This is a genomic window from Blautia hansenii, from assembly GCF_013304445.1.
Classification (GTDB): domain Bacteria; phylum Bacillota; class Clostridia; order Lachnospirales; family Lachnospiraceae; genus Blautia.
Genome location: NZ_JAAITA010000028.1, coordinates 1 through 26,767, shown reverse-complemented (window position 1 = coordinate 26,767; position 26,767 = coordinate 1). Strand labels below are relative to the sequence as shown.

General features: G+C 37.1%; 28 protein-coding genes and 3 tRNA genes. 28 read left to right on the top strand and 3 right to left on the bottom strand.

Translation table 11 applies throughout. From position 1 onward, the window contains the following. The first annotated feature begins 143 nt into the window (after positions 1-143). The 3 genes from G5A70_RS14120 to G5A70_RS14110 all read left to right on the top strand — a co-directional run bounded on the left by G5A70_RS14120 (position 144) and on the right by G5A70_RS14110 (position 516). A tRNA-Glu gene (locus G5A70_RS14120) sits at positions 144-215 on the top strand. Positions 216-335: 120 nt separating this feature from the next. Beyond that, positions 336-408, top strand: a tRNA-Asn gene (locus G5A70_RS14115). 36 nt (positions 409-444) lie between these two features. Beyond that, positions 445-516, top strand: a tRNA-Cys gene (locus G5A70_RS14110). Between the two features lie 544 nt (positions 517-1,060). On the opposite strand, the gene G5A70_RS14105 is transcribed toward G5A70_RS14110, so the two are convergent. Then, on the bottom strand, positions 1,061-1,996 hold the full coding sequence (locus G5A70_RS14105; RefSeq protein WP_173750140.1) for a hypothetical protein: 936 nt from the start codon (positions 1,994-1,996) through the stop codon (positions 1,061-1,063). Between the two features lie 98 nt (positions 1,997-2,094). Further along, positions 2,095-2,295, bottom strand: coding sequence for a helix-turn-helix domain-containing protein (locus tag G5A70_RS14100; RefSeq protein ID WP_243148421.1), 201 nt, complete (start codon positions 2,293-2,295; stop codon positions 2,095-2,097). 734 nt (positions 2,296-3,029) lie between these two features. Here G5A70_RS14100 and G5A70_RS14095 point away from each other — a divergent pair. The 10 genes from G5A70_RS14095 (at position 3,030) to G5A70_RS14050 (ending at position 12,870) form a co-directional block, all read left to right on the top strand. Next, positions 3,030-4,172 (top strand): hypothetical protein, encoded by a 1,143-nt coding sequence (locus G5A70_RS14095; RefSeq protein WP_059085259.1) that lies wholly within the window; start codon positions 3,030-3,032, stop codon positions 4,170-4,172. Between the two features lie 12 nt (positions 4,173-4,184). Beyond that, positions 4,185-5,222 carry a YqaJ viral recombinase family protein gene (locus G5A70_RS14090; RefSeq protein WP_004223854.1) on the top strand — a complete coding sequence of 346 codons (1,038 nt, stop codon included), beginning with the start codon at positions 4,185-4,187 and terminating at the stop codon, positions 5,220-5,222. Next, complete coding sequence (locus G5A70_RS14085) at positions 5,222-5,623, top strand: DUF4406 domain-containing protein (RefSeq protein WP_004223852.1); 402 nt, start codon at positions 5,222-5,224, stop codon at positions 5,621-5,623. Before G5A70_RS14090 ends, G5A70_RS14085 begins: the two co-directional genes overlap by 1 nt. After that, complete coding sequence (locus tag G5A70_RS14080; RefSeq protein ID WP_173681703.1) at positions 5,601-7,844, top strand: ATP-dependent RecD-like DNA helicase; 2,244 nt, start codon at positions 5,601-5,603, stop codon at positions 7,842-7,844. The genes G5A70_RS14085 and G5A70_RS14080 overlap by 23 nt, the downstream gene beginning before the upstream one ends. Positions 7,845-7,933: 89 nt before the next feature. Further along, complete coding sequence (locus G5A70_RS14075; RefSeq protein ID WP_173681704.1) at positions 7,934-8,866, top strand: hypothetical protein; 933 nt, start codon at positions 7,934-7,936, stop codon at positions 8,864-8,866. Positions 8,867-8,932: 66 nt separating this feature from the next. Continuing rightward, positions 8,933-10,123 carry a CHC2 zinc finger domain-containing protein gene (locus tag G5A70_RS14070; protein ID WP_173681705.1) on the top strand — a complete coding sequence of 397 codons (1,191 nt, stop codon included), beginning with the start codon at positions 8,933-8,935 and terminating at the stop codon, positions 10,121-10,123. Positions 10,124-10,169: 46 nt separating this feature from the next. Continuing rightward, positions 10,170-10,958 (top strand): class B sortase, encoded by a 789-nt coding sequence (srtB, locus tag G5A70_RS14065; protein WP_226840007.1) that lies wholly within the window; start codon positions 10,170-10,172, stop codon positions 10,956-10,958. Positions 10,959-10,961: 3 nt separating this feature from the next. Further along, complete coding sequence (locus G5A70_RS14060; RefSeq protein WP_054337515.1) at positions 10,962-11,378, top strand: hypothetical protein; 417 nt, start codon at positions 10,962-10,964, stop codon at positions 11,376-11,378. A gap of 190 nt (positions 11,379-11,568) precedes the next feature. Next, entirely contained in the window at positions 11,569-12,489 is a 921-nt protein-coding gene (locus G5A70_RS14055) for a ParM/StbA family protein (protein ID WP_114002296.1), read from the top strand. Positions 12,490-12,504: 15 nt separating this feature from the next. Then, positions 12,505-12,870, top strand: a complete 366-nt coding sequence (locus G5A70_RS14050) for a stage III sporulation protein AF (protein WP_226840008.1) — start codon at positions 12,505-12,507, stop codon at positions 12,868-12,870. Positions 12,871-13,013: 143 nt separating this feature from the next. Here the strand turns inward: G5A70_RS14050 and G5A70_RS14045 are convergent, their stop codons facing one another. Continuing rightward, a complete protein-coding gene (locus G5A70_RS14045) occupies positions 13,014-13,364 on the bottom strand; it encodes a helix-turn-helix domain-containing protein (RefSeq protein WP_004223831.1) in 351 nt (116 codons plus the stop codon). Between the two features lie 395 nt (positions 13,365-13,759). On the opposite strand from G5A70_RS14045, the gene G5A70_RS14040 reads away from it, so the two are divergent. The 15 genes from G5A70_RS14040 (at position 13,760) to G5A70_RS13970 (ending at position 26,716) form a co-directional block, all read left to right on the top strand. Continuing rightward, on the top strand, positions 13,760-14,206 hold the full coding sequence (locus tag G5A70_RS14040) for a sigma-70 family RNA polymerase sigma factor (RefSeq protein WP_117843953.1): 447 nt from the start codon (positions 13,760-13,762) through the stop codon (positions 14,204-14,206). Further along, positions 14,203-14,391: a helix-turn-helix domain-containing protein gene (locus G5A70_RS14035; protein WP_054337518.1), complete on the top strand. Its 189-nt coding sequence runs from the start codon at positions 14,203-14,205 to the stop codon at positions 14,389-14,391. Before G5A70_RS14040 ends, G5A70_RS14035 begins: the two co-directional genes overlap by 4 nt. A gap of 184 nt (positions 14,392-14,575) precedes the next feature. Beyond that, entirely contained in the window at positions 14,576-14,758 is a 183-nt protein-coding gene (locus G5A70_RS14030; protein ID WP_005342250.1) for a hypothetical protein, read from the top strand. A gap of 10 nt (positions 14,759-14,768) precedes the next feature. After that, positions 14,769-15,494, top strand: a complete 726-nt coding sequence (locus G5A70_RS14025) for a LytR/AlgR family response regulator transcription factor (RefSeq protein ID WP_226824573.1) — start codon at positions 14,769-14,771, stop codon at positions 15,492-15,494. 99 nt (positions 15,495-15,593) lie between these two features. Then, positions 15,594-15,749 (top strand): hypothetical protein, encoded by a 156-nt coding sequence (locus G5A70_RS14020; RefSeq protein ID WP_054337519.1) that lies wholly within the window; start codon positions 15,594-15,596, stop codon positions 15,747-15,749. A gap of 65 nt (positions 15,750-15,814) precedes the next feature. Next, positions 15,815-16,870, top strand: a complete 1,056-nt coding sequence (locus G5A70_RS14015) for a radical SAM protein (RefSeq protein ID WP_054337520.1) — start codon at positions 15,815-15,817, stop codon at positions 16,868-16,870. A gap of 113 nt (positions 16,871-16,983) precedes the next feature. Next, positions 16,984-17,346, top strand: coding sequence for a helix-turn-helix domain-containing protein (locus G5A70_RS14010; protein WP_054337521.1), 363 nt, complete (start codon positions 16,984-16,986; stop codon positions 17,344-17,346). Further along, complete coding sequence (locus G5A70_RS14005) at positions 17,324-18,034, top strand: LytR/AlgR family response regulator transcription factor (RefSeq protein ID WP_054337522.1); 711 nt, start codon at positions 17,324-17,326, stop codon at positions 18,032-18,034. The genes G5A70_RS14010 and G5A70_RS14005 overlap by 23 nt, the downstream gene beginning before the upstream one ends. Position 18,035: 1 nt before the next feature. Then, complete coding sequence (locus G5A70_RS14000) at positions 18,036-19,373, top strand: sensor histidine kinase (RefSeq protein WP_114002298.1); 1,338 nt, start codon at positions 18,036-18,038, stop codon at positions 19,371-19,373. A gap of 140 nt (positions 19,374-19,513) precedes the next feature. Further along, complete coding sequence (locus G5A70_RS13995; RefSeq protein WP_226824568.1) at positions 19,514-20,356, top strand: zinc dependent phospholipase C family protein; 843 nt, start codon at positions 19,514-19,516, stop codon at positions 20,354-20,356. Between the two features lie 153 nt (positions 20,357-20,509). Further along, positions 20,510-21,673: a radical SAM/SPASM domain-containing protein gene (locus G5A70_RS13990; protein ID WP_054350812.1), complete on the top strand. Its 1,164-nt coding sequence runs from the start codon at positions 20,510-20,512 to the stop codon at positions 21,671-21,673. Beyond that, the gene (locus tag G5A70_RS13985; RefSeq protein ID WP_117843954.1) at positions 21,663-23,345 is read left to right on the top strand and encodes an ABC transporter ATP-binding protein; all 1,683 of its coding nucleotides are present in this window, start codon (positions 21,663-21,665) and stop codon (positions 23,343-23,345) included. The genes G5A70_RS13990 and G5A70_RS13985 overlap by 11 nt, the downstream gene beginning before the upstream one ends. Then, positions 23,342-24,343 (top strand): S8 family serine peptidase, encoded by a 1,002-nt coding sequence (locus G5A70_RS13980; protein ID WP_118309291.1) that lies wholly within the window; start codon positions 23,342-23,344, stop codon positions 24,341-24,343. Before G5A70_RS13985 ends, G5A70_RS13980 begins: the two co-directional genes overlap by 4 nt. A gap of 11 nt (positions 24,344-24,354) precedes the next feature. Continuing rightward, on the top strand, positions 24,355-25,461 hold the full coding sequence (locus G5A70_RS13975) for a radical SAM/SPASM domain-containing protein (protein WP_117843956.1): 1,107 nt from the start codon (positions 24,355-24,357) through the stop codon (positions 25,459-25,461). Further along, entirely contained in the window at positions 25,451-26,716 is a 1,266-nt protein-coding gene (locus G5A70_RS13970) for a radical SAM/SPASM domain-containing protein (RefSeq protein ID WP_226840009.1), read from the top strand. Before G5A70_RS13975 ends, G5A70_RS13970 begins: the two co-directional genes overlap by 11 nt. Positions 26,717-26,767 lie beyond the last annotated feature (51 nt).

The following is a 26,767-nucleotide window of genomic DNA, read 5'->3' as shown; positions in this document are numbered from 1 at the left end:
GGAAGTGCAGCAATGTATGGAGCTGACTGCTACTAATCGGTCGAGGGCTTGACCTAATAGCTTAGAAAGCTAAGCGAAACGGTAAGTTGGAATTGGTTTGGTTTTGTGTATGCGGTTTTGAAGGTATAGTGTAGATAACATTTGGCTCCTTGGTCAAGCGGTTAAGACATCGCCCTTTCACGGCGGTAACACGGGTTCGATTCCCGTAGGAGTCATTTAAAAATACTTGCATATTTTATAAATATGTAAGTATAATATAGTATATGGCGCCATAGCCAAGTGGTAAGGCAAAGGTCTGCAACACCACAAACTAGGGAGCCGAATAAGATAAATATTCCTCCTTAGCTCAGTCGGTAGAGCATGCGGCTGTTAACCGCAGTGTCGTTGGTTCGAGTCCAACAGGGGGAGCTACAAACCCAATAATTGTGCAAAATAACTAAATACGGCGCAGTAGCCAAGTGGTAAGGCAATGGTCTGCAACACCAGTATTCACCGGTTCAAATCCGGTCTGCGCCTCTTAAAAAGCCCAGAAAATCAAGGTTTTCGAGGCTTTTTCTTTTTTCAAAATCCTATAATTCTGTCTAAAAAAATAAGGTGGCAAAATTATAGGAAAGAAAAAGTTCACAATTTTTTCTACAAGTCCATTTTTCCATAATCCAATTCCCTTTTTTTAAAAATTAATTCTAAAATATAAGTTTTCATGCTTTAATATTTATAGATATGTCCGCCAAAAACCGTTAAAAACCTTATAAAATCAAGTAAAATCGTTTCGTAAGGTGGACGATAAGGTGGCAGAATTTTGGTTGTAACAGCCTGTGCCATCATACTGTAGACAACCATTACCTCTGTTAAGCGGATGATTTATGCAATCATAGCATCAATTAAACTTACCTTACGTTCACTGTCTGTATGAACATAAGTACGCATGATCACCTCATAGTTATCGCCAATGATTTCAGCAGCTTCCTTTATTTCTCCCATATTGTGAGTCTGCCGGATCAGATTTGTTGCAAAAGTGTGCCGTAGTGCATGAAGATTATATTCTGGAATCTCAGCACGCTTACAAATTTTCTTTATCGTATAGCTCCATCATACATGATAGTGAAAATTCAGCTTCCTTGTTTAATGGAATAGTCCGTAAACTATTTGGGTATTTTGGAGGAGTCAAAATCATTTTAGTCTTTTTTTTGGAACCGGCCTCTCTGTTTTTAACCCTGCTAAGAGTATGTGTGATTTTAATGCCACGCCGTCCTAAAAAGGGCACGATAGAAGTTTGACCTAATGCAAGCAATTCACCACCACGTAAACCTGTGTTTAAAAGGAATACAATGGCAGGACCATATCTATACAAATAGCGTTCATTTTTATTTGGACTGGGTTCCATTGCAATTTCTTTTATGATCTGCTCATGTTCTGGTGGGATGATTGAGATTTCCTTTGTTTCTACAGGAAGAACGGATTCTTCCGGCATTATCACCCGATTTAAAATATCAGAAAAGTTTTTTGGCAGTTCGCCGAGAGAAATTGCTGTTTTAATCATTGCAGACCAAAATAAGTAAATTTTCTTTAATGATGAATAACTTAGGATTTCCTTTTTGGCATTAATCGTTGCTGTAATATCATCAGCAGTCAGATTAGAAAATGTTTTGCTAAAAGCATCCGTATCTTTTAAATGATTTTCGTATGTTTTTTCTAATCGATCCAGACTGGTTTGTTTGAATTTGCCAGCTTCAACCATGAGACTTTTGCGGAATAAGTATTTGTTCGCATAGTCCTGTACTTTGATGTTTGAAGTAATTGCGTCTTGTATTGCGACTTTTATCTTCCAGTCATCTAATAATGCTTTCGCTTCTCCTTTGGTAGGAGCATTAAACTCCTTGTCCGGTAGCCCTTTTTTTCTATATCGGGCAGTCCATCCTCCTCTCTTATTTGGAAATAGTGATCCATCCCCTTTGGATCTTCTCTTTTGTTGTGTACCTTTCGTTGTTCTCGCCATGAATAGTTCCCTTTCTTTAATGAGATATTCATGCCAAATCAGGTATAAGGTCTATTTTAATATAGCCAAGCCTGATTGACAATAACTTTCTAAAGGGCCTAAAAGAATATTTGTTTTCCTATGTTTTTCTTGAGAAACTCCTGAATAGAAGCTGGTGAAGTAAAATATTGCCGCCCAACTTTTGTAACTGGAAGAATTCCACTGTCAAGAAGTTCCCTGGTTTTTGTTTTTCCAATGCCGAGCATGGATGCTATTTCCTGAACGGAGTATGCTTTAAAGAGATTGTCTGTTTCACTCAATATAATCACCTCTATAAATTAGATTAATGAAAGGGTAGACATATCAGGAAACCGTTTCCTATGCCATGTTTCATGCACGTATGAGGTGTTACTATGTAATCATCAAGCTGCAGGCGTGCATTTATGCGACACTATCTGCAGCACCTATATACATTTCCTGATAAGGTATAAAATTATCAAGGTACAATAGCGTAAGACTTGGTTTTGTCTTAACAATTTCATTAAGTAATTAACTGAGATTTTTTCAGATTGAACAGATTATGTAATTTTTATTAAAAATTTTTCTATAAACTTTAAAAAAGAGAGGTGGGATACGTGATATTTCAATATTTTAATTGAAGTCATATATGCAAAGCATAGTATTTAAAAACATACAATATATTGTGCATGAAGATTGACATATACTATATCATGTGCTACTATACTGCTATAGTTAATTTTATGCGTACCCATAGGGGGAGTTTTGGATTTGTATAAATCCGAAGACTCAAGGAGAGCAGTAAGGCTGCTTATTCCGCATAAGTTGTTTATGATTGTATAAAGTGTCACTATCTGTCCTTATGGGGCAATAGCGGCACTTTTGTTTTTTCGGTAATATTATCAGGGATATGAGAATGGATAGCGAAGGAATACTTCACTTTTCATTCTTTTTTTATGCCCTAATGAAAGGCAGGATTGCCACAATCAGCTTTGGCTGTTTATGGATAAATAAATTTAAGAAAGGTGGTACACACATGAAAGAAACAAAGATTTATGCAGATGAGTTTTGCACTACATTTGCAAGTACAACGGAGATGCTGGAATTTCTGGCTGAGAGGGCAAAGCAGTCCAAGTGGATTCGTAAGCCTACCAGGATGCTAAAACTGGTTCCATTGGAAAAGGAGGCAGAAACCATTGAAGAAGCCTGTGAAAAAGAACTGGAAGGAATAGTAGAGGATACAGAAAAGAATACCCAGTTGGTATTAAAAGTGAACAAGGATTTTTATCCGGTTCGTGACTGTGCTATCCATACAATTCTGAAAAGAGCCGGCATTAATGGAACAGGATTAAAGAAACTGGAGAAAGCTACTTATGCAAAGGTAGTAAACTACTGTCTTCAGGTAGCGAAAGGAGATGCCTTAATCAAGGTGGCAGATGGAAAAGTATCTGCAGTACATGGCGGTGATGATCATGATTACTGTGTACTGGATATGCAGACAATCTTCAATATGACAAGTGATTATCTGAAAGCACATTTTAAGGGAAGTACGTATCTGGAGGGATCTGGAAGTTTTGACCATTCCATTGTGTCTGCTATGTGGACTTTAGGAGGAAATCAGGAACTTTTGGATACTTATCACCAGGCTTTGGAGGATCATGGAATTGAGGATAAGAGCCTTGCTCCTGCACTGCGCCTGACTACTTCTGATGTAGCAGTAAGTGGTGTGAATCTGTATCCCATGATGCTCTCACAAACCAGTAATCGTGTCATTAACCTGGGCAGTCCTATCAAACTGTCACATGATAGAGGGGCAACCTTACAGGATTTCCGGAATAATCTGGACAAAATTTTTTCCCGTTATCAGGAAGCGGTTAAAGGAATTGTTGGTTTGATGGATATAGATATCCAAAACCCTGTAAACTGTCTGCATCTGATTATGAAGGAACTCAAAATCAATCAGAAAATCCGAAACGAAGTAGTAGAGCTTTTTGTGGGACAATATGGGGAAGAACCATGCACAGCTCATGATCTTTATTTTGCCATGCACGAAGCTGCATTCTTTGCTGCTTGTGAAGGATTTTCTGCACCACGGATTTTAAAATTGGAAGAAGATATTGCAAAAACACTGGCCTTTGACTGGAAAGGGTTTGATGTATATGGAACGATTAAATTATAAGGAGGAAATGAGATGAATACAGCATTAAATTATCAGCCGGAAGTTCTTGTAGATACAGCAGATTTGAGCCGGGAAGATTGGTTGGATTACCGGCGTCTTGGTATTGGCGGAAGCGATGCAGCGGCAATCATGGGTTTATCCCCATTTGCGACAATCAGGGATTTGTATTTCGATAAAATTGGTGTTACGCCAGTAATCGAAGAAGAGGAAGAAAACTGGGTAGCGAAAGAAGTGGGACACCGCCTGGAAGATTTGGTTGCCATGATTTTTGCCAAGAAGACTGGACTTGAAGTTTTCCCTGTACGAAAAATGTTCCGGCATCCGCTATATCCGTTTATGTTAGCGGATGTGGATTACTTTATCCGTTTTCCAGATGGCAGCATTGGGATTTTGGAATGTAAAACCTGTAATTACAATGCAAAAGACAAATGGGCAGATGATGGGATTCCTGAAAACTATGTTTTGCAGGTTCGTCATTATCTTGCAGTCATGAATATGAATAAGGCATATATTGCTTGCCTTTATGGAAACAATGAAAATGAATTTGTTTACCGGTGTCTGGAACGAGATAGAATGGAGGAAGAAGAACTCATTGACCAGGAGAAATACTTCTGGGAGGAATATGTGGAGAAGAAAATAGAACCACCGTATTCCGGAAAGCCAGATCTCATTTTGGCTAGTATCCGGAAATATAATGGTTACGCAGACAAATCAATTCCTGAAATCAGCATATCTAGCTTGGAATCACGCAGTCTTGAAAAATATCTCAAATTATCTGAAGAAAAATCCCAATTGGAAAAGAGAAAAAAGGAGATTGAAGCGGAACAACGTGCATTGAGTGTACCGTTTGTCGAGCTTCTTGGACAAGGGTGTAAGGCAGTGATCGAGGATGGGAGTTTCCGTTACCGGATTACTTATAATCCTACGATACGCACCCAGATTGGAAAAGAAAATATGGAGAAGCTGAAAAATCAGCATCCGGATATCTACGAAGAATACACAAGCACTACAGAAAGCAGGATTTTCCGGATTAAAAAGGAGGTTGCATAATGTTACAAGGAAAAAAGGCATATATCTGTTCTCCGCTGTCTGCCCGGAATCCAGAGGGAGTGCAGCATAATATGGAATTGGCAAAATACTATCTCATGCAGATGAAACGGCTGTATCATTGCCGTACTTTTGCTTCACATGCTCATCTTCCGTTAATGTTGGATGACCGTATCCCAGAAGAGCGTGAGACTGCAATGCAGATTGGAGCTTTGATGCTGGATTTATGTGAAGTATTAATTATTTGTGGCTCCTGCATTAGCGAAGGAATGAGAAGAGAGATTCAGACAGCATTCGAGAAAGGAAAGGACGTTTATTGGTATGATTCCAAGATGAAACCAGGCGAATTGATGAAAGTAGAGAACTGGAGGAGTATAGACGATGAGGTGCAAATATATACGTAAGATTTTTCAAAATGAGGAAAACGGATATACGGTTGCATTATTTTCCACGCTGGATCATGAGGTTCCTCTTTCTGCCAGAGATAAATTTTGGGCAGACAAAAAAATCATTGCGTTTACTGCAAAAGGATATGACCTGCCTCTTACGGATGAAATCGAAATAGAAATGGAAGGCGAGTGGGAGACAAATTCCCATGGAACACAATACAAGGTAGAAACTTTTTTGGAAGTTGTACCTAGAACAAGGGAAGGTATCTTAGGATACCTTTCTTGTGGTTCTTTAAAGGGAATTGGTCCCAAAACGGCAGAACGGATTGTCGATCGTTTTGGTCTGGATACCTTGGAGGTAATGGAAAAGTATCCACAGGAATTATTAAAGATTCAGGGGATATCTCAGAAAAAACTGGACCGTATTGTGGATTCTTTTGGAAAAAACAAAGTATTCCGGGAATTGATGACTTTTTTATCACCGTTTCATGTTACGCCTAAAAAAGCAAATATGATTCTTCAGAAGTTTCGGGATCAATCCGTAGAAATCATTCGGAAGCAGCCTTATATACTCTGCTCAGTCAAAGGGTTTGGTTTTCTCACTGTGGATGCCATTGCAAGGCAGTGCTGTGCTGCAACAAATGATCCTATGCGTATTTCCGGATGCGTCAGCTATGTGTTGCGGGAAGCCATGAAGCAGAACGGACATTTATATCTGGAGCAGGAAATTCTGGTGAAAGATGCATTGAAGGTTCTGAATAAAGAACCGGATCTTCAGCCGGTGACGGAAACAGAGATTTTAAAAGTGTTATATCGTCTGGTCATGCAGGACAGTATCGTAGTAGAAGAGAATAGGGTTTACATTACCAAACAGCATCAGGAAGAAGAGGATACAGCCTCTATGATTGCAAGAAAATTGCACGAGCAAATTCCAGCTCTTACGATTGAAAAGGAACTGGAGGAAGCACAGGAGGATTTAAACATAACATTATCCGAACAGCAGAAAGAAGCAGTGCGTATGGTTTTTGCAAACCCGATCTGCATTATTACTGGAGGACCTGGAACCGGCAAAACAACGGTTTTGAAGGTCATTTTGTATATCTATCAGAAAAAATGTGGGAATGAAGTCAAACTGATGGCACCGACTGGACGTGCTGCAAGGAGAATGGCAGAGAGTACTGGAAATGGAGATGCAACTACTATGCACATGGCACTGGGGCTTTTTGGTGACGGTGATTATGAAGCACTTACGGATAAACTATCCGCAGATTTTATTAATGCGGATGAGGTATCTATGGTAGATATGCACCTTGCCTATGAATTTTTTTACAAGATAAAGGCAGGGGCAAGGGTGCTTTTGGTCGGGGATGTCCATCAGCTTCCTTCAGTAGGAGCTGGGGATGTGTTCCGGCAGCTTATCTTGTGCGGGAAAATACCGGTTACTGTTTTAAATCTGGTATATCGCCAGGGGAAGGACAGCAACATCCCCATAAATGCTCAACTTATCAATGAAGGAAAGACAAACCTGCAATGGGGGGATGATTTCCAGATGGTCGAATGTTCAGGAGCAGATGCGGCGGCACAAATTGTTAAAAATATCTATCTCAAGGAAATTCAGATGTATGGTATGGAGCAAGTACAGATACTCTCTCCATATAAAGTGAGAAGTGCAGCCGGTGTCTTGGAACTGAACCGCAGTCTGCAGGACGAGGTAAATCCCCCTGTATCCGGAAAAAGGGAGCTTCATCTTGGCGGTGAGATATTTCGGGAAGGTGACAGAATCCTTCAAAACAAGAATACAGAATTTGCCAGTAACGGAGATTTGGGTACATTGGTACAGATTGCTGAAGATGAGGACAATAACCCTCTGGTTCAAATCGTATTTACAGATGGCCGCAGGGTGAAGTATGAGGCAGAGCAGGTGGAAATGATTGAACATGCAAACGCCATAACCATACACAAAAGCCAAGGAAGCGAGTGCCAGGTGGTCATCATTCCGTGGTTAAAAGCTTTTTATCCCATGCTGAAGCGGAACATCTTTTATACGGGAATCACCAGGGCAAAACAGCGTGTTTATATTGTTGGGGAATGGAAAGCCGTTTGTCAGGCAATCCACACAGATGATACGGGAACCAGAAAGACGATGCTGGCAGTAAAAATACAACAGTATTGTGAAAGGTATCAGAGACAGGAAAACAGACGGATCCCTACAACAATTTGCAACCGGGCTGTGTAAAAAAATAGCAAAATAGTTCAATGTTGAGAATTGGCAGGTTATTACTTTATGAAGGGATGTCCTGCCGGTTCCAAAGAAAGGAGCAGGCAATGAGCGAATTATTATATAACAAGTCAAAAGCAGTAGAAGAACTGAATAAAGTGGAAGGATTTTATCCTCTGGAACTTGCCAGAGTTATTTCTAATGAAGGGCAGGAGGAACAACGGTATCTGGATGTGAAATATCGGAAGCTGTGGTTCCGTCTGGTAAATCCTACAGGCAAGATTATCAGCCGGATTGTTCACTTTACCGAAAATATGGCAGTCGTAGAAGCCAGAATTTATCTGGATAAGTGTGATCAGGAAGATAATTATATTGCCAATTCCTTTTCACAGAAGTTTCGTACAGCAGATACACAGTTTGGGGATAAATTTCTTGAAATGGCAGAAACAGCGGCAATTGGGCGAGCTTTGGCAGATGCGGGGTATGGCCTGCAATTTGCTGATGTAGGGGAAGGAAATGATCCAATGCAGGTAGATGCAGGAATTCCTGTAAATCAGGGAACACAGATGCAGACTGCGATGCCAGCACAAACCCCTGCACCAGGAATGCAGCAGACTCCCAATCAGTCAGCAGGAACCATGCCATCATTTCCGCCTCAAGTAACTCCGGGGCAGCAGATGATGGAACAGTTTTATCAAGAAGCACAAGCCAATGGAAATACGATTGGCGGGGTAACGGGTACAGGACAGATGACAAATCCGGTAATGAGTCCGGCAACTGGATCTGTACCAGTTATGCAGCAGATGCCTTCTAAGCCGCAATCTCTGGATCCCAATATGCCAGTGGAAGAACTGGTGAAATGGATGAGTTATGAGCAGGCAATACAAGTAGCCGTAACAGGACAGGGAAAATTTAGTGGAAAAACCATGGGACAGGTTGCAATAGAAAGTCCTTCCAGCTTGCAATGGTTCGCAGAACAGTATCATGGACAGAACCATTTCATACCGGCGGCAGCCAGAGTAATTCTTGCAAAGGCATAGCAAATAGCCGGCTTAACATTCTTTCCACAGCCAATAAAGGCTGTGGAAGAAAGGAGGAACCATAGAGTGTATGATATGTCAGGCTTTAGCTACGATATCACAGATGTCGTGCATTTACTGCAGCTTAGAGTACGGCATAAAAATTCTTCGTCAATGGATGTGAATTGTCCATTTTGTGGAGAAACAAAAGGGAAAATGAATGTTAATCTTCAGAAAAATGTGTTCCGGTGTAATCGGTGTGATGCTTCCGGCGGAATGCTGGAATTATACGGAAGACTGCATGGTGTTTCCAGTGCAGAGGCAAACCGACAGATCCGGGAAGCTCTGGGAAAGGGGGAATACCGTACGGATTATCAGGTGGTTCATAAAGAAGAGCCTGTAGAAATTTTTAATGCCGAGTTGGCGGATGCAGATGTCATTGACCGAACATATCAAGAAATGTTGTCGTTATTGACCTTAAATGATAAACATCAGGAAGATCTTAAAAAAAGAGGGCTGACGAAAGAACAGATCAAGATACAGAGGTATCGTAGTGTACCGTTGTTTGGAATTAAAAATATGGTACAAAAACTGTTGGAATCCGGACAGACGGTAAAAGGTGTGCCGGGATTTTATGAAGATCACGATGGGAAATGGACAATTAATTTTACTTCTAAAAATTCTGGGATTTTGATACCTATTCGATCCATGGAAGGAAAAATACAAGGATTTCAGATACGGTTGGATCAGGTAATGGAGGGACGGAAGTATATCTGGCTTTCCAGTGTGAAATTCCAAAATGGAGTATCATCAGGGAGTCCGGTACATGTCATAGGAAGTCTGGACGCAGAACAGATTTATTTAACAGAAGGTGCATTAAAAGGTACGATAGCCCACTATTTATCTGGAGATACGTTCATTTGCGTTGCTGGTGTGAATCAGTACAGAAATTTAAAGCCAGTTTTGGAAACGCTGAAAAGCAGGCATCTGCAGCACCTATATGAAGCTTATGATATGGATAAAAAAATGAAGGTATATTGTGATGGGGATTCTGAGAAATGTGATGCCTGTCAACGTAAACCAGCCACTTTTTATTGTCCGCATAAGATGCAGAAACGGCAGATTCTACAGAACGCTTGTAGAAAGGTGTATGAAATCTGTAGTGGATTGTCTATTTCCATGAGCCGTATGGTTTGGGACATGGATTCTTATGGTGAGTGGAATGGGCAGATCAAAGGAATTGATGATTATTACTATGTATTGAAAAATACGGGGTGAATATGGACCGGGCAAGTTGTCCGGTCTTATGGAAGAGGAGGATTCGATGAAACGAAAGAAAATTTACGGCATATTTATGCTTGTAGCCATTGCTGTTTTTTTATTTGCAGGAGGAAGGATACTGCAAATTTATTTGAATTATCAGGAAAGTCAAAAAGTCTATGAGCAGATGGAAGAGTTTACGCAAAAGATAGAGGATCAAGACCTGTCACCAGAAGCGGTTCCCGGGGAAACACCAGAGGAGGTCGCAGAGCAGGGATTCCTACAGGTGGATTTTAACAAGCTGGAAGAAATCAATCCAGATGTCATTGCATGGATTGAGATTCCTGGCTTGGAAATTAGTTATCCGGTAGTCCAGGGGAGGGATAATGACTATTATCTGCATCACCTGATTACAGGAGAAAATCATAAAAGTGGCAGTATTTTTATGGACTTTCACAACCAGGAGGATTTATCAGACAGAAATTCCATTATTTATGGGCATAATATGAAGGATGGGAGCATGTTTGGAACCCTGGATCAGTATCAGTCACAGGCACTTTATCGAAACTATCCCTGTTTTTATATGTATGTGCCAGGATATATTTATGAGTATCAGATTTTTTCCTGTTATGCAGCACCGACGGATCATCCAGCATATACTTATGATTTTCCTACTTCTGAGGACTATGAAGTTTTTCTGGAAACACTACAAAGAAGTGCTGAGTATAACACAGGGACGACAGTTACCAGGGAGGATCAGGTGGTGACCTTATCAACTTGTGTAAATACCCGAAAGGATTATCGCTATTTAGTACATGGAAAACTGAAACAGAAAATAAAAATGGAGGAATAACAGATGTTAGATTTTGAATATGCGAAGGCATTGGCAGAGGTTGTGCTGGATACAACTTGCAGCAAAAAAGAAAGAGAAGTACGGCTGGAGTGTTTAACCCAAATATTTGGCAGAGCAAATGCTTATTTAAAGAAAGGCTTCTTACCCGATGTGGTAGAGGCTTTTTTTGTGCGAAAAATGGAAGGTTTGCCACTGGTATCGACAAAGCAGGATATGCAGGATTTTTTGAAAGTCAGTACACCCCATTATTTTGGCGGGAAATTTACAGTTAGTAATATTCCGTATTATTCAGAGGAAGAAGAACTGCTACTTTGGTCAGAAACATCGCTTCGTGGTCCATTGATTACAGCCGGATATGAACGTTATATGGAACTGTTTAAAAAGATTTTGCCTCAAAAGGCAGAACAGATTAATTTTTAAAAAGAGAAATAATTCAAATGAGGACTGGAAATGTATAGTAGGTAAAGATGAATGTTAAAAATCATTGTATAGGAAGAAAGCATCTGTCTGTGGCAAAATTCCGCAGACAGAATTTTTTTGAAAAAAAGTTGCTTTGTACGGAAGTTCTGCGTACAAGAGAAGTATAAAGAAAAAAAGGAGAGATGATTTTATGATAAAAAAAGTTCGGATTGCGGTAGACCATGGTAATAGAAATATGAAAACCTGTTCCCAGGTATTTACGACAGGGCTTACCATTCAGGATAAAAAGCCTGCCAGAGGGGAAAAGTTCCTGTTCTATGAGGGAAAGTATTATGTGCTGAGTGAAAATAGGATTCCTTATCAAAGAGATAAAACGCAGGATGATCGGTTTTTTATCCTTACTCTATTTGCAATCGTAAAAGAGCTGGAGGAAAACCCTCTAATTCAGCCGGAGGATGTCATTCAGGTGGATCTTCCGATTGGGCTGCCACCCAAGCATTATGCAGAACTTTGTGAACGGTATGAATCATATTTTAAAAGGCAAGGGAAAATCCATGATATCAATTACTGTGGTAGTACATATCATATCACCATTGGAGAGGTAATGGCATTTCCACAGGACTATGCGGCTATGATGACTATGATTGAAAAGCTGCAGCAGATTCCCAAAGTAGTAGGAATTGATATAGGAGGATTTACTACAGACTATCTTCTGATGCGGAAAGGTAATCCGGATATGGAAGCCTGTGATTCCATGGAAAAAGGCGTGATTACCATGTATAACAAGATTATTTCCGGGATTAACAGTGAATATGATATTTTGTTAGAGGAAAGTGATATTGATAGTATCCTTCAGGGAAACACAGAGTTTTATGAAGAGGCTGTAGTCCGTATGACAGAAAGTATGGTGCAGGATTTTGTAAAGGATCTGCTAAACAGTATTCGAGAAAGAGGCATAGATACCAAAGCAGCATATACGGTATTTATTGGAGGCGGGGCAAAGCTATTGAGCCATTTCTTGGAACAATCAGACCGTCTAGGGAAATATACCTTTATTGAGGATATTTCTGCCAATGCCAAAGGATATGACAGACTGTTTCAGATTATGTAGAGGAGTGTGATAAATGTGGAGAAAAAGAATCCCTATAAATTCACACTTGGATTTGATAAAACAAAGCCGACACATGTACGTGCGGCAGAGATTTTAAATTCCGTAAGGGATAAAGCCGACTTAATTGCATCAGCAGTGGTTGCTCATATAGATGGCGGCAGTACAGAAAAAGGGGCTGTATTGAACCAAGAAGCTTTGCAGATTATGATGTTGGAATTGGTAAAGCAAGAAGTGGAAAAAGCAATGCAGAACTATTCTTCAAAACAGGAGAATGTTCAAGTGGAAGAAGAAATAGAGAAACAGAAGGTATCTGAATTTGTCCTTGCACCTGAAGTTGCCAAAAGCGTTAGAGATGCAATGAGTGCATTTAGAAATAGATAGAAAAGAAAAAAGAAGCATCGGATTTTGAGTGCTTCTTTTTTGTTGCACATTTATGCCAATTCACAGGAACCCCACAGATTTCGCACAGGTTTCTCACAGATTTCATCCGTATAATCAAAAGTCAGATATTGTCAGAAAAAGGCTTAATTGAGTGGATCCTTTTCTTTCAATGCAGAAAGAAGCCCACGCAAGGTGCGTAGGGCAATTTGCCGCTCGTCTTCAGAGCAGTTTTGCAGTTCTTTCATAATCTGATAAGTAGTAGTGTCCGGTTCCTTTCGTTCATCCTGAACAGCTGCATCAATTGAAATATTCAGAAATTGAGCGATTGGGATTAAAGTTGCAAGTTCCGGATTGCCATTACAGGTTTCAATATCAGAAATGGTCCGGGTGGACACACCGGCTTGTTCTGCAAGTCTTGATTGTGACAGACCACGCCTTTCTCTTTCACTTCTTACCATATAGCCTAATTTTTTCTTGACGGTATCCATCAGCATCCGCATCACCTCACTTATTGTTTTATTTTATCGTAGATTGATAGTAAGAGAAACGCATTATAGTGCATGAAGATACGCAATATAATGTGAATTGCGGGGCAGGAGAACCTACAAGGGAGGAGCATCTATGTTGCAAGGAAAGACAAGGCACTTGTGTAATGATTCGTCAAAAAAATCTTGCTTTTGCAGGGGTGCCAAAAGGGTTATTTATATGCAGTATATGCGTTAATATATGAAGTCACCGTGCAGGATGATGCATGGGATAAGAAAGATGTCGAGCCAGAAGAAATGTGGTTCGGCGTTTTCTTTTACCAAAATAAAAATATCCTTCACAGATGCAGATCTCCACCTCTGAAATTTGGAAACTTATTGATTTCAAATTTCGGAGGTAGAAAATGAAAGAAGAACAAAAATATAATGGATCTAAAACAAGAAATTATTTCACTGCTTACTTGCTGGCATCTATAAGGGGAAAAAGACTTCGGTATCTGGAAAAGCAGCAGAAAATATTATTTGCAGAGGAAAATCTGGAAGATAAAGAATATACAGATGCGGATATTTCTCCAGAGGAAAGGCTGGAATTGGAACAGAAAGAACAACTGCTTATGGAAGAAGCACAGGGGATATATCCAGAGTGGAACGAAATGACGGATATAAGCCTTATAGAAGCCATGTTTTCTTTGCAGGAAGAAGAACGGAAGCTTATTTATCAGCATGTCTTTGAGGAGCGTACTTTTAAGGAGATGAGCATCTTAAATCAGATGACGGAAGAACGCTGTAAAGGTGCGTATTATTGGGCTATCCGCAAAATACGAAAGAGAATGGGAGGAAAGAAATCATGAATTTTAAAGAATTGTTATATCGGGCAAGACAAGGGGATGAAGATGCTATTCTGGAAATATTTGAAATGTACCGACCACTCTTGATTAAAAATGCCTTGGTAGATGGAATCTTTGATGAAGATCTGTACCAGGAATTGACAGCAGAATTGTTGAAGTGCATACGGTATTTTAGGGATGTAGAATAGAATTATAGGAGGTGTAGCGGTATAATCCATACACCTCCCTAGAGCATATTCTGCCATTTTTAGTAAATGGATTACATAATTATAATTGCCAATTAGGCAATAAAAAACGCAATTGAAACAAGAATACTAGACGGGATAAACTAAAATCCCCTAATATAGTAAAAAATAGTAGGAGGAAATTTCGATGGAGATGAACCAAAAAGAATGTGGAATAGTGTGCAAAGAAAATGGTACGGAGCAAATAGAAAAAGTAACAGAGGAAGAATGGAAATTATTAAAACAATATAGAAATTTGTGTGAAGAAAATAAATTAACCATCAACATTTTGATCCAGCGATTATTAGCACACGAGAAAGGCAGGGAATAAGTTGATTAAAGTGGCATTATGTGATGATATTATTGACTATAATAAAAAAATGGAGAGTTATATCGAAAAATATGGAAATGAAAATCATGTAGAAGTCAAAATTACTTCGTATGGAAGTGGCAGTCAGTTATTATTGAATTATCAGAAACGAAAGTTTGATGTTATATTTTTGGATGTGTCTATGCCTGAAATGGATGGATTTGAAACAGCAGAGGAGATTCGGAAGAGTGATACTGATGTTTCAATCGTTTTTTGTACTTCTTATTATACAATCACTAATGCAGGGAAAGGCTTTGAAGTTGCGGCAGAAGATTTTTTATCAAAACCTTTACTGTATAGAAAAGTTGAGAATATCTTAAACAAAATATATAAAAAGAAATTGTTGAATGCAGAGGAAAAATTATTTTTGAAATGTCACGATGGATTGATTACGCTGCAACTTTCCGATATAATCTATATACAAACAGAAAACAAGCTGTTGATCTTACATACAATTCATGGAGATGTGCAAAGTAGCCAAAGAATGAGTGAACTGGAGAAGCGTTTAAGCAAAAAGCAATTTTTTCGCTGTCATAATAGTTATATGGTCAATTTTGATTATGTTGAAGGGGTTAAGAAAGATAGTGTGTTAATCAAAGATAAAGTTCAGAAGTTAAAGACTATTCCAATAAGTAAATATAAGAAAGAAGAGTTCATGAGAGCATTAGCTAGATATGTGGGAAAATGGGAAAACTGAAAATCTATGTCAAAAATATGTTGATTTATACAAAGAATATTGTTGTATGGAAAAAAATGGATTATAGTCCTCATATACTAAACAGAAAGGAGAAAAAACATGGTTAATACTGAAACAACAGAAGAGTTCGTAAAAGAACTGGATTTAACAGAGGAAGAAATAGAAAGTTATACCGGATGTTCTGAAAGAACGCAGAGATGTTTAACTGATTGCCCATGGCCATTTCCAGGGGCATACATTAATGAAGCTAGTTAAAACAAAGAACCGTGTAGCCTATCGGATATGATAGTCTGTGCGGTTTCTTTTTTGGAGGAAAGTATATGTATACAATTACTTTAGAAGTAAACCAAATATGTAATTTACGTTGTACATATTGTTATCTTGGAAGAAAGACAAACCAAAAGATGTCCGAACAGATAGCATACAAAGGATTGGAAATTGCATTTTTAAATGCGGAAAATCATAGAGATCGAAGATTATGGGTGGATTTTGTAGGTGGAGAGGCACTCTTAAGTCTTTCATTTTTAAAGCATTTGGTGGATTATATAGAGGGGCAGGCATTAAAAAGAAATATTTTAGTGACATATTCTATCACGACAAATGGAACTATTTTAAATGATGAGATTTTAGCATGGCTGATTAAATATAGAATTCATTTAAAAGTAAGTATTGATGGAGATGAGGAAACCCATAATAAAAACAGAAAGAGGATTGATGGTGTTGGAAGTTATTCTAATATTATTGAAAACTGTATGTATTTCAAAGAATACGAGAAGAGAACCAAGCAATATATTCAGGCAGCACATGTTGTTACACAGAATAATTATGGGGAAACATTTGAATCTGTTTGCCATTTAGTTGAAAATCTAAATTTTAGCATAGTGGATTCTTCTATTGATGTTATGAATAGATGGACAACCGATCAGTTGGATGGTTTGGCTGATGAATGGGAAAAAGTATTACGTTACTATTTAAAAAGGAAAAAAGCAGGAAAAGCATTTCTTTGGGGACCAATTTTAGATTTGAAGAAATACGGAGAAAATAATGGAGAATCAGGATTTTGTGGTGTAGGTCTTATTCAAATATATATAAAGGTGGATGGGAGAATCTTTGGTTGTGCGGCAAATTTAGAAGATAGTGGGTGCATTGGAGATGTTGAAAATGGATTGTCTAAGGAATGTATCAAAAGATTGAGGAAAATAGGAAAAGAAGGTAATATGTGTTCAAAATGCAGCTTTGCTGTGAAGTGCCAAAGCAAAAATTGCATCATGAACAGTTTGGCATATAGTGGAACAGTAGGTGAACATAATCCTGATATGTGTTATTTTGAAAGGAAAAAGAGGAATCTATGGGAGATATATGCTCCTCAATTATAATTTTTTGAAAATAAAACTTGAAATATGGGTAAAAATACGCTATTTTTATTATAAATACCAACTTATGAAGTGACTGGTAGTAAGTGTTTTATTATATTGATGTGGTGGTGAAAATGAATATAATTAGGCGAAAGAGAAAGGAATTGGGGATTTCTCAAAAAGAATTAAGCGAAAAGTTAGGTACGAGTCAACAGACAATCAGCAGGATTGAAAAGGCAGATATTGAAAATATTCCCTGTAGCTTATTGGTGAAACTGGCAAATATATTTGACATACCAATAGATGTTTTGGTATATGGAGATAATAGTGATTTGTGTAAAAGTCAAATTGAAGAATTATGGGATGTTTTTCAAAAGTTAGATGAGATAAATAAAGCTACGTTATTGTTGATGGGAAGAAGGCTAAATGAAGCACAGATGGAAAATATGCTGAAGAAGCAGATAGGTGATATGAGTGATAAAAATAGCGATATGTGATGATGAAAAATATTTTGTAGATACAGTTGAAAAAATGCTAAAAATTTATGCAGAGAAAAATGGTAAGGACTTTTGTATAAAAAAATATACAAAGCCGTTGCAGTTAATGGAATCTTTAAAAGAAGAATTCCAAATTTTCTTTTTGGATATAGAGATGCCTGCGATGGATGGCATGGAGTTGGTGGATATTATCCGCAGACATGATGAAAAATCAATTATTCTTTATGTATCATCTCATAATGAATTTTTAGGGGTTGGATATAAGTATGATGTCCAAAATTTTATTACAAAACCAATTACACAAGTACAGATTAATTGTGAAATGAATAGAGCATTAAGAAAACTAGAGTCATATGAGCAAAAATACATAGCAGTAAAGAATGAGAAAGGATACTTTAAACTATTTCTTTCCGATATAGAATACATTGAAACCGTGAAACGAAAGGTTTTATTTCATCTACGAAATGGAAATCAGGAAGATGGATATTTTAAAATGAGAGATTTAGAAGAACGCTTGGAAAAATACTATTTTGTACGTTGTCATAATGGTATTATTGTAAATGTCGATTGTATTGAATCATTACATGATCTTACCACTACACTTTATTCCGGAGCTAAAATTTATATTACACGGTCTAGAAAACAAAACCTAATGAAAAAAATGGCAGAACGGGGAGGAAGTGTATAGTGTGTATGCACAGAGTATTATAAAGAATCTTTTTTCAATAATTAATATTTTTCTGATTACATATTTGTTGATTGATAGAAAAAACAATCAAGAGTATCGAAAGAAAAATTGGTATTCCTATGTTTTGTGCATTGGAAGTATTTTTCTGGTGCGGGTAATGGAGAATGGGGTATCCATACATATCGTTTATAATTATATTACGATTGTGATTATTGTCATGTTTATAGGACATTTTTTATTTCAACGGAATATGAAATATTGTATTTTGATAGGCAGTATTTTCTTATCTATTTCGTTATTAGGGCAATTACTAAGCAGTATTTTCCTATATCCATATAGTGGAAATAGAGTATTAGCTGAATTACCAGGAATATACCAAGTGGTGATGATGGTAATTGCAGAAAGTGTTATTATTGCCGGATGTTTGACATTAAAGAAAATTATAGAAAGAATTCCACCGCATTTATCAAGCATTAATGTGATGACAATTTTCATCCCGTTATTGCTTAATATTATAGTTATGGCAGTATGTACCGATAACCTATATAATGATAAAAAGGTAATTATTGGAAACATATGGTCAGTTATTACAATATCAATAGTTCCTATTGTTATGTTTTTAGGAACTGTCTGTAACATAGTGATTTTGGAGAACTACTTAAATGTAAAAAAAATCGAAAATGAAAAAAAGCTTCAAATAAGTGAGATGAGCTTGCAGTATGATTATTATATGAAACAATCGAAAGATATGGAAAATATCCGCAGGCTTTCCCATGATATAAAAAATCATTTGGAGGCATTGAAAGAAAATATAGAGCCAGAACAAAAAATAGAGTATATTAATGGTATTGAACGTAAATTAAATAAGTATCAAAGTTACTATAAATCAGGGAATACTTTTATTGATAATTTGCTTCATACGAAACGATTGGAGGCTATCGAAAAGGGAATTGAATTTAAGGTGTTTGCCGATTTTACAGAGTTTCGACAGATAAGAAATGAGGATTTATGTGTCATAATTTCGAATACAATAGATAACGCATTAAGAGAATGCCGGTTAATGAAAGAAGAAAATCCTATGGTAGAGTGTTTAGTACAGTTAAAGGCTAAAAAAGTAAAGGGGTTCTTGTCAATTTTATGTGAAAATAGCCTAAGAGATTCACAAGTACGTTATCTGCGAGAAAATGCAACACTGGAAACATCAAAGGAAGATAAGAAAAATCATGGGTTTGGTGTCAAAAATATTAAAAGTGTGGTGAAAGATTATGGAGGAGAAGTATCATTTAGTGTTTTAGATGATATGTTTTCTGTTTCTGTGATTATTCCGATAGAAATATAGTGTGACAAGATGGTGCTTATGGAAAATAAGTGCCATTTTTATTGGTCCAGGCAGGGCATAAAAAATGCAAACTAAACAAATTATATGTTTTTTCTTGAAGCAGGATGTAAAATAAAGAAAAAAGAAGAGGAGGCATGGGTATGCGAAAAAAAATGAAACTATTTATTGCCATGGTATCAGTGGGGGCTTTATTGGGAACGATGCCAGTTATGGCAGCGGAACAACCAGAACTTCCAACGAAAGTGCAGGATATTGCGAATGGTTCTGATGAACTTTACGGGGAAGGAGTTCCGATTGAGCATGGCACAAATCCAGATGAAAGATTTTCGTCTGGTGGGGTAGATCATACACATCAGTATATTGTTGCAAACGCACTTAAAATTCTGAGCAATGATAAAGGAAATAGTGCATTCAATGGTGAGCTGAACTCATCTATTCTTATGGAGGCAACCGACTGGCCGGATAAACTTGGAAATGAAACAGATGCAGGAACTTTTGCAGGACACTTTTATGATCCTGATACTGGAAAAAACTGGCTTGGTCAAAAATCTCCGACAGCTAGGACAAGAGCAGAGTCATATTTTCAGGCAGCAGTAAATGCGTATCGTGCAGGAGATGTACAATTGGCTATGTCAAACTTAGGAAAAGGCACCCATTATGTATCAGACTTAAATGAACCGCATCATGCATCGAACTTGACAGCAGTAAACAGCAATCATTCCGCTTTTGAAAAATATGTTGATAAAAACCGTAAATCTTACACAATAGCAGGAAATTCGTTTGGCTCATCCGTATATACAACCGCATTAAATACATCAACAGGAGATTTGATGTATTCCGCAGCAAAACATGCGAAAGGGCTTGCGGCGGATGCTCAAAAGGAAAGTTCCTATGATAGTGCAGGCAGACAATCTGTGCAGCATGCTATACAGACGGTAACTCAATATATGTATAAATTTGGAAAAGAAGTTGGAATCTATTAATAAGAGTTTTTCAGGTCTTGGTATTAAGAATATCGAGGCCTGTTTTTTATGCCATTTAGACACTAAAATACGCAAAATAATCAAAATATATGGCGAGATAGGAGAATTTGATTAAAATTGTTTTTAGTATATTCAAGAAAGGAGTAGACAGATATGTATAATTTCACATTATATATGACAACAGATTGTAATTTTAAATGTCAGTATTGTTATGAAGACTACCATAACCATTATCAGTTGAATGAAAAAACACTTGTGGACTCTTTGGAGTTTATGATGAATTATGGGGATAGAGGGAAAGTCTTGATTGATTTTTTGGGCGGTGAGCCTTTGCTGAAGAAAGATTTAATTTACAAGGCAGTAGCCTATATCAAAGATAATTATCCGGAAAGGGAAGTAAAGTATTATATTACTACCAACTGTTCCATGATGGATGATCGGTTCATTGCATTTATGAAAGAAAATCATTTTACAGTACGCCTTAGTTTTGATGGGAATAAGGAAACCCATGATTTGAACAGAGTTGCGAAAGATGGAGTTTCTTGCTATGAAAAAATTTTTGAGAATATCATGAAGGTAAAGGATAGTGGATTGAATTTTTCTGTAAGAATGACGGTCACAGAAAATACCATTCCGTATATGTTCGAAAATATCTGTTACCTGCATGAGCATGGATTGGATAACATCTGTATGATTATGGATGTATATTTAAAAATATGTGATGAGCTGAAGGCAGAATTTGAAAAGCAGGTGGGACAAATTTTGCGGTACTATTTGGCTGAGGCAGCAGCGGGCAGAGTTTTTACTATAGATCAATTTGATGGAAAAATGTTTAATATGTTGTGTGATTTTGGGAACTGCTTTGGCATGTGCGATGCCGGAATTGGAAATTTCAAGATCTTTCCGAATGGTCAGATATATCCATGTGGATTTCTTACAAGTAATGAAAAATATTGTATAGGTAATATCAAGGAAGGCGTTGATATAAGAAAGGCAAAATTAATAGCAATGTCGAACTTTGATAAAACCGATCCGAAGTGCAAGGGATGCACAATCCGAGATTTTTGTCATGGTATGAAATGCGGATATATGAATTTTATCAATACAGGGAAGATTAATGTACCATCGGATGCAGAGTGTATTTTTGAACATATCTTTTATAAGGCAATGGTGCAGATTCTTGAATATTATTTACAGCAGCCGATTGAAATAGTTAGAGAAAAATTAGGAGTGTATATAGACTATATCCAGGAGGAAGATTTAAAATTCAGTGAGTTCGGAGAGAAGATTGCCAAGAGGTTAAGCGATGAAAAGTAAAGAAAGCCGTCCATATCTTGGATTTTTAAAAGAGTATGCTTTTAAGAAAAAGTTACTACCTTCCTATATTTTAACAATAGCAACGATTGTGTTAACGGCGGGAGTTTCTTTGGTGCGTCCGGAGCTGCAGGGAAAAGTGATAGATGATTTGGGGAATCCACATAGTACCAGTTTATCTGCGTTTATGCTCCTTCTGGTGGTGTTCCTGGGCATGTTACTGCTGAACTACCTTATGAATTATGTACAGCGTTATATCGTGGCTGTTATTTCGGAAGAGATAGCAGCAGATATGCGACAAAAGGTAGAAGATAAATTATCAACAGTAAGCGTGAATTTTTTTGAGAAGATAAAGCTAAGTGACATTTTGCTGAAAGTAGATAAAGATGTTTCAGCAGTGAAACAATGTGGAATCACAAGTATTATCACATTGGTTTCCAATATTGTTATCCTGGTGGTTGTTCCTCCATATATGTTTTCTATCCATAAGGGGATTGCCGTATCCAATATTATCTTACTTGTCAGTGTTCCTTTTATTAGTAGAATCCTGGGGAAATTGATACAGGAAACCAGTGGTCAAGTTTTGGAAGGATATAACAGCATAACCAATGTTCTGACAAACACCTATGATAATTGGTTTATTACAAGACTCTTTCAATGTGGGCAATATGTGCATGATATGTACTTTGAGAAAAATCAGAAATACAAAAAAGAGACGAATCGCCAGAATTTGTTGTACATATTGAATACATCTACGATACTCGTGATTCAGTTTATAGGAACAGTCATAATTTGGGTAGTCGGTGCACAAGAAGTATTTAAAGGAAATATGACCATAGGTACCATTATGGCCTTGATGAATTACCAGACAATTATTATGAATCCTATTATTGGAATCGCACAGTTTGCTAACGAGTATCATACAGCCGTAGTTTCCTTAAAGGATATCAATGGTTTGCTTCAGTATCCGGATCAGAAACAAGGAGATGGAGAGAAAGTAACAACAGTTAACAACATTTCCTTAGAAGAGATGAGCTTTTCTTATACAGAGTCGAATAAGAAGGTATTTGACCGGCTCAATTTGAAGTTCGAAAAAGGCACTCTTTACGGAGTTCATGGAAAAAGTGGACAAGGCAAAAGCACTCTGTTCAAAATTATAACAGGTGTGTATCAACCGACAGAAGGAAAAGTAGTTGTGAATAACACAGATTTGCAGGAATTAGATATTAACAGCTATTGGGAAAATACAGGATATGTTATGCAGCGTACACAGTTCTTCAATGATACGGTAAGACGGAATATGGGATTACTACATATTGTTTCGGAAGAAGAAATGGATACAGTGGCAAAGTGCTTGGATTTGTATGATGAAATCCATACTTTAGAAATGGTATGGGATACCGAGATAAAGATAGATCCATGCAATTTCTCAGAAGGACAAATGCGGCGTTTAGATATTATGAGGAATATTTTGAAAAATTCACAAATTCTGATTTTTGATGAAGCGACAGCAAATATTGATGAAAAACGAAGAGGGCGTTTTTATCAATTATTGCATGCGTTATCAAGGGAGAAAATTATTATTTTTTCTACGCACAATCTGGAAGAATTGCGAGAAGCAGATATTATTGTGGATTTGGAGAAGCTACATATAAGGCAGGTGAGTGAAAAGTGAGGATAGGTGTGTTGGATTCCAATGGATCTTTTGATAATCCTTTTTTTCAGGATAAGAAAATTGTAAAAATAGACTGCAAGTGGAAAGGTCAGGAATACAGTAAAGATGCCTTTGGATTTACCCATGCGGAATATGTCTGTTCTTTTATTTTAAAGGAAAACCCAGAAGCTGAAATTGTTCTGGTACCCATTGTGAGGAAGAACAAAAAGAGTACGGTTCTGGATATGATAGAAGGTATTGAATTACTGATAGAGGAACAGGTAGACATAATTAATATGAGTATGGGAGATGAGTACAAATATCACAAAGAAATAGAGGAGGTATGTAGAGCAGCTACAGAAAAGGGGATTTTGATTGTGGCAGCATACTCTAATCAGCAAGTAGAAGCAACCTATCCGGCTTCCTTCCCTTTTGTAATGGGAATAAGATGCCTGGACATAGAGAATCCTTTACAGGTTTTCCAATATGATGGGATAGGAAAGGATGTGATTTTTTCCTCTAAATTTTTTTCTCTTTATCATTTAGGCATTCCTAAGTTTTATCAGGGCAATAGCTTTGGGTGTGCTGTAATAACAGGGTATTTAAGCAATTATGAGGATGAATATGAACAGGCAATTTTACAGTTTACTCTCAACACTTTGAATCACTATTATCCATATCAAACATTGAAGCAGAAACAGTGTTATTTTCTAACGAACCGTATAGAAGAACCTTTAGAGCAGCGTTTCATACGGGAAGTAACGAGAACAGAGAGATGTGATACTTTTGAAAGTGGAATGGAAAAATTGAGAAATATAAAAACAGCAGAACAGTATCCGGTGCTATTTATTGATCACAACAATTATCAGGAAATATGTGAGTATAAAGAGAGAATCAGGGTATATGCCATGGAAAATCCGAAGACAGAAATTATTTTGCGATATCCCTTATTTAATATGGTGGAAAGATTGGATTTCCAGAAGAAAACAAATAGAAATTTGAACCAATTTACAGTTTAGGAGGCAGGAAAATGTATACATTGTCATTAGAGATCATAAATAAGTGCAATTTGAATTGTACTTACTGCTATCTGGGCGAGAAGAAAAATACATACATGAGTTTAGAAACGGCTCAAAAGGCAATCGATATTGCTGTGCATGAAGCAAATAAACAGCATGATCGGACACTTATGGTTTACTTTATTGGAGGGGAACCCCTTATGGCATTTAATCTGATGAAAGATGTGGTAGATTATGCGAAGAAAAAATGCCAGGAAACAAACTTAATATGCAAGTTCAGTACTACGATAAATGGAACGTTAGTTACAGATGAAGTAATTGATTTTTTTGTGGAAAATACATTTGAGGTGAAGGTGAGTTTAGATGGTCCTGAGTATGTTCAGAATTTGAACAGGAGAGATTATGCAGGAACCGGAAGCTTTGAAAAAATTATGAAGAACCTTCCGTTATTGAGAAAATATGAGCAGGAAACAGGAAATCAGATTTCGGTAGCCAGTGTTGTGACAAGTAATAACTATCAATATTATGCAGAAAGTTTCCAGTTTTTGCTTGATTTAGGAATTAAAAAATTAGAGTCGGGAATTGATTATTATTGCTCCTGGAGTGATGAGCAGATACAGGGATTACGAGAACAGATAGAGAAGGTATTTGGTTTATATAAAGCACATATACAAAAAAATCAAGAAGTAATCTTTTGGAATCTTTGGGAACAATATCTGAAATCTTTCCTGATTCCATGTCCATTTTACGCATGTAAGGCAGGTTTGACAACTTGCTATGTAACAACGGATGGTGGGATTTATACTTGTGCGGAACTTCCAGAATTTAAAATCGGTTCTGTAGAAGCCGGGTTGGATGTTCCGAGGATTCGAGAGATTATTTACCTAGAGGATCAAGAGGATACAATGTGTAAAAAATGTCAATACATTAGACATTGTAAAACAAGAGGCTGTCAGGTGGCAAATTATGAAATTCACCAAAATGTATATCAACCTATAAAAGTGAATTGTGAAGTGACGAAGTGGATGTACCATCTGATTCAAACAAACTTAACTGAAAAACAGCTTGAAAAGCTGAAACAAGAATATGAAAGGAGATATTTACGTCATGGAAAGTAAGATGAATGAGTTTATTAAGATAACTGAGGGAGAAAAAGTGGCTTTAATTGATCCGGTAGGAAAAGTCTGCCTGGGGGTAAGTAAAAGATTTGCAGACAATTTAGATAAACCAGAGTTTCAGGAAAAGTTATTCCCTGTATGGGAGCAGCAAACTGAATTTGTAAAAGAAATAGAGAAGAATCATGAGAAAATCAATACGGTATATTTGATGGTAACCAGGAAATGTAATATGAATTGTGATTTTTGTGCGATCAGTGCAAACGACAAGCTTCGTCCAGAAAAAGAATTTAAGCTGGAGGATATACAGAATAAGGTGATTCCGTTCTTTCAGAAAAATAAACCACATAAAATGATTCTTACAGGTGGAGAGCCACTGATTAAAGATCAAATTGTGGAAATTGCAAAAGCATTAAGAAATGGTTTGACTTGCCCCATAACACTGCAGAGCAATGGTCTTGTGATCACCAAAGAATTAACAGAACAACTCAAAGGATATATAGACGAAATTGATTTCAGTACCATGCACATGTTTGGAACGCCTGAAAAGGAGCAGCAGCTAATTAATCATATCGAGATGTGTCAGCAAGCTGGAATAAAGGTGGTCCTTAGTTTTATTTATGAGAAAACCAATGAAGTGGATTTATATCGATTGATTGATATAGCTGCTAAATATGACATTGATGTTCTTTTTAATATTGTTTCATCTGTGGGTAGGGCGAAAGAAAACTCTGAAATTTTAACAGATATGGAACATCTTGATATGAACCTGAAGATAGCAAAATATATATTGAAACAGGGATACGAGAATAAAAAAATAGGGGGAGCCTTTTATCAAAGAATTCAGGTAAGAAATTCTTGTGGGGGTTATGGAAAAGTTATGGCAATTTTCCCAGAAGGCGATATTTATATGTGTCAGTGTATGGAGCAGAACCAGGTTCGAATGGGAAATATACTGGCCGATGAGCCACAGAAAATTTTACAGAAATTAGAAAATTTATTGGAAAAAGATGAAATTAAGAGATTGTTCTGTGCTGAAAATAAAGAAATATGTAAAGAATGTGATTACCGCTATATATGTGGTGGACGTTGTATGGCATCAGAAGAACCTTATGATTACCGGTGCATTTTCTTAAAAGCAGTATTAAATTATGTGCTGTTTTACTATGATGCTAAAGAAAACAGAAAGAAAAATTTAGAAATCTATATTGAGTATATGGAGAAGGTAAAGAGAAAATGGGAGGGAGAAGCCAACTAGTATAGAATAAATTAAATCTCTACTATATATTTTGAGGATAATGTATGGTAA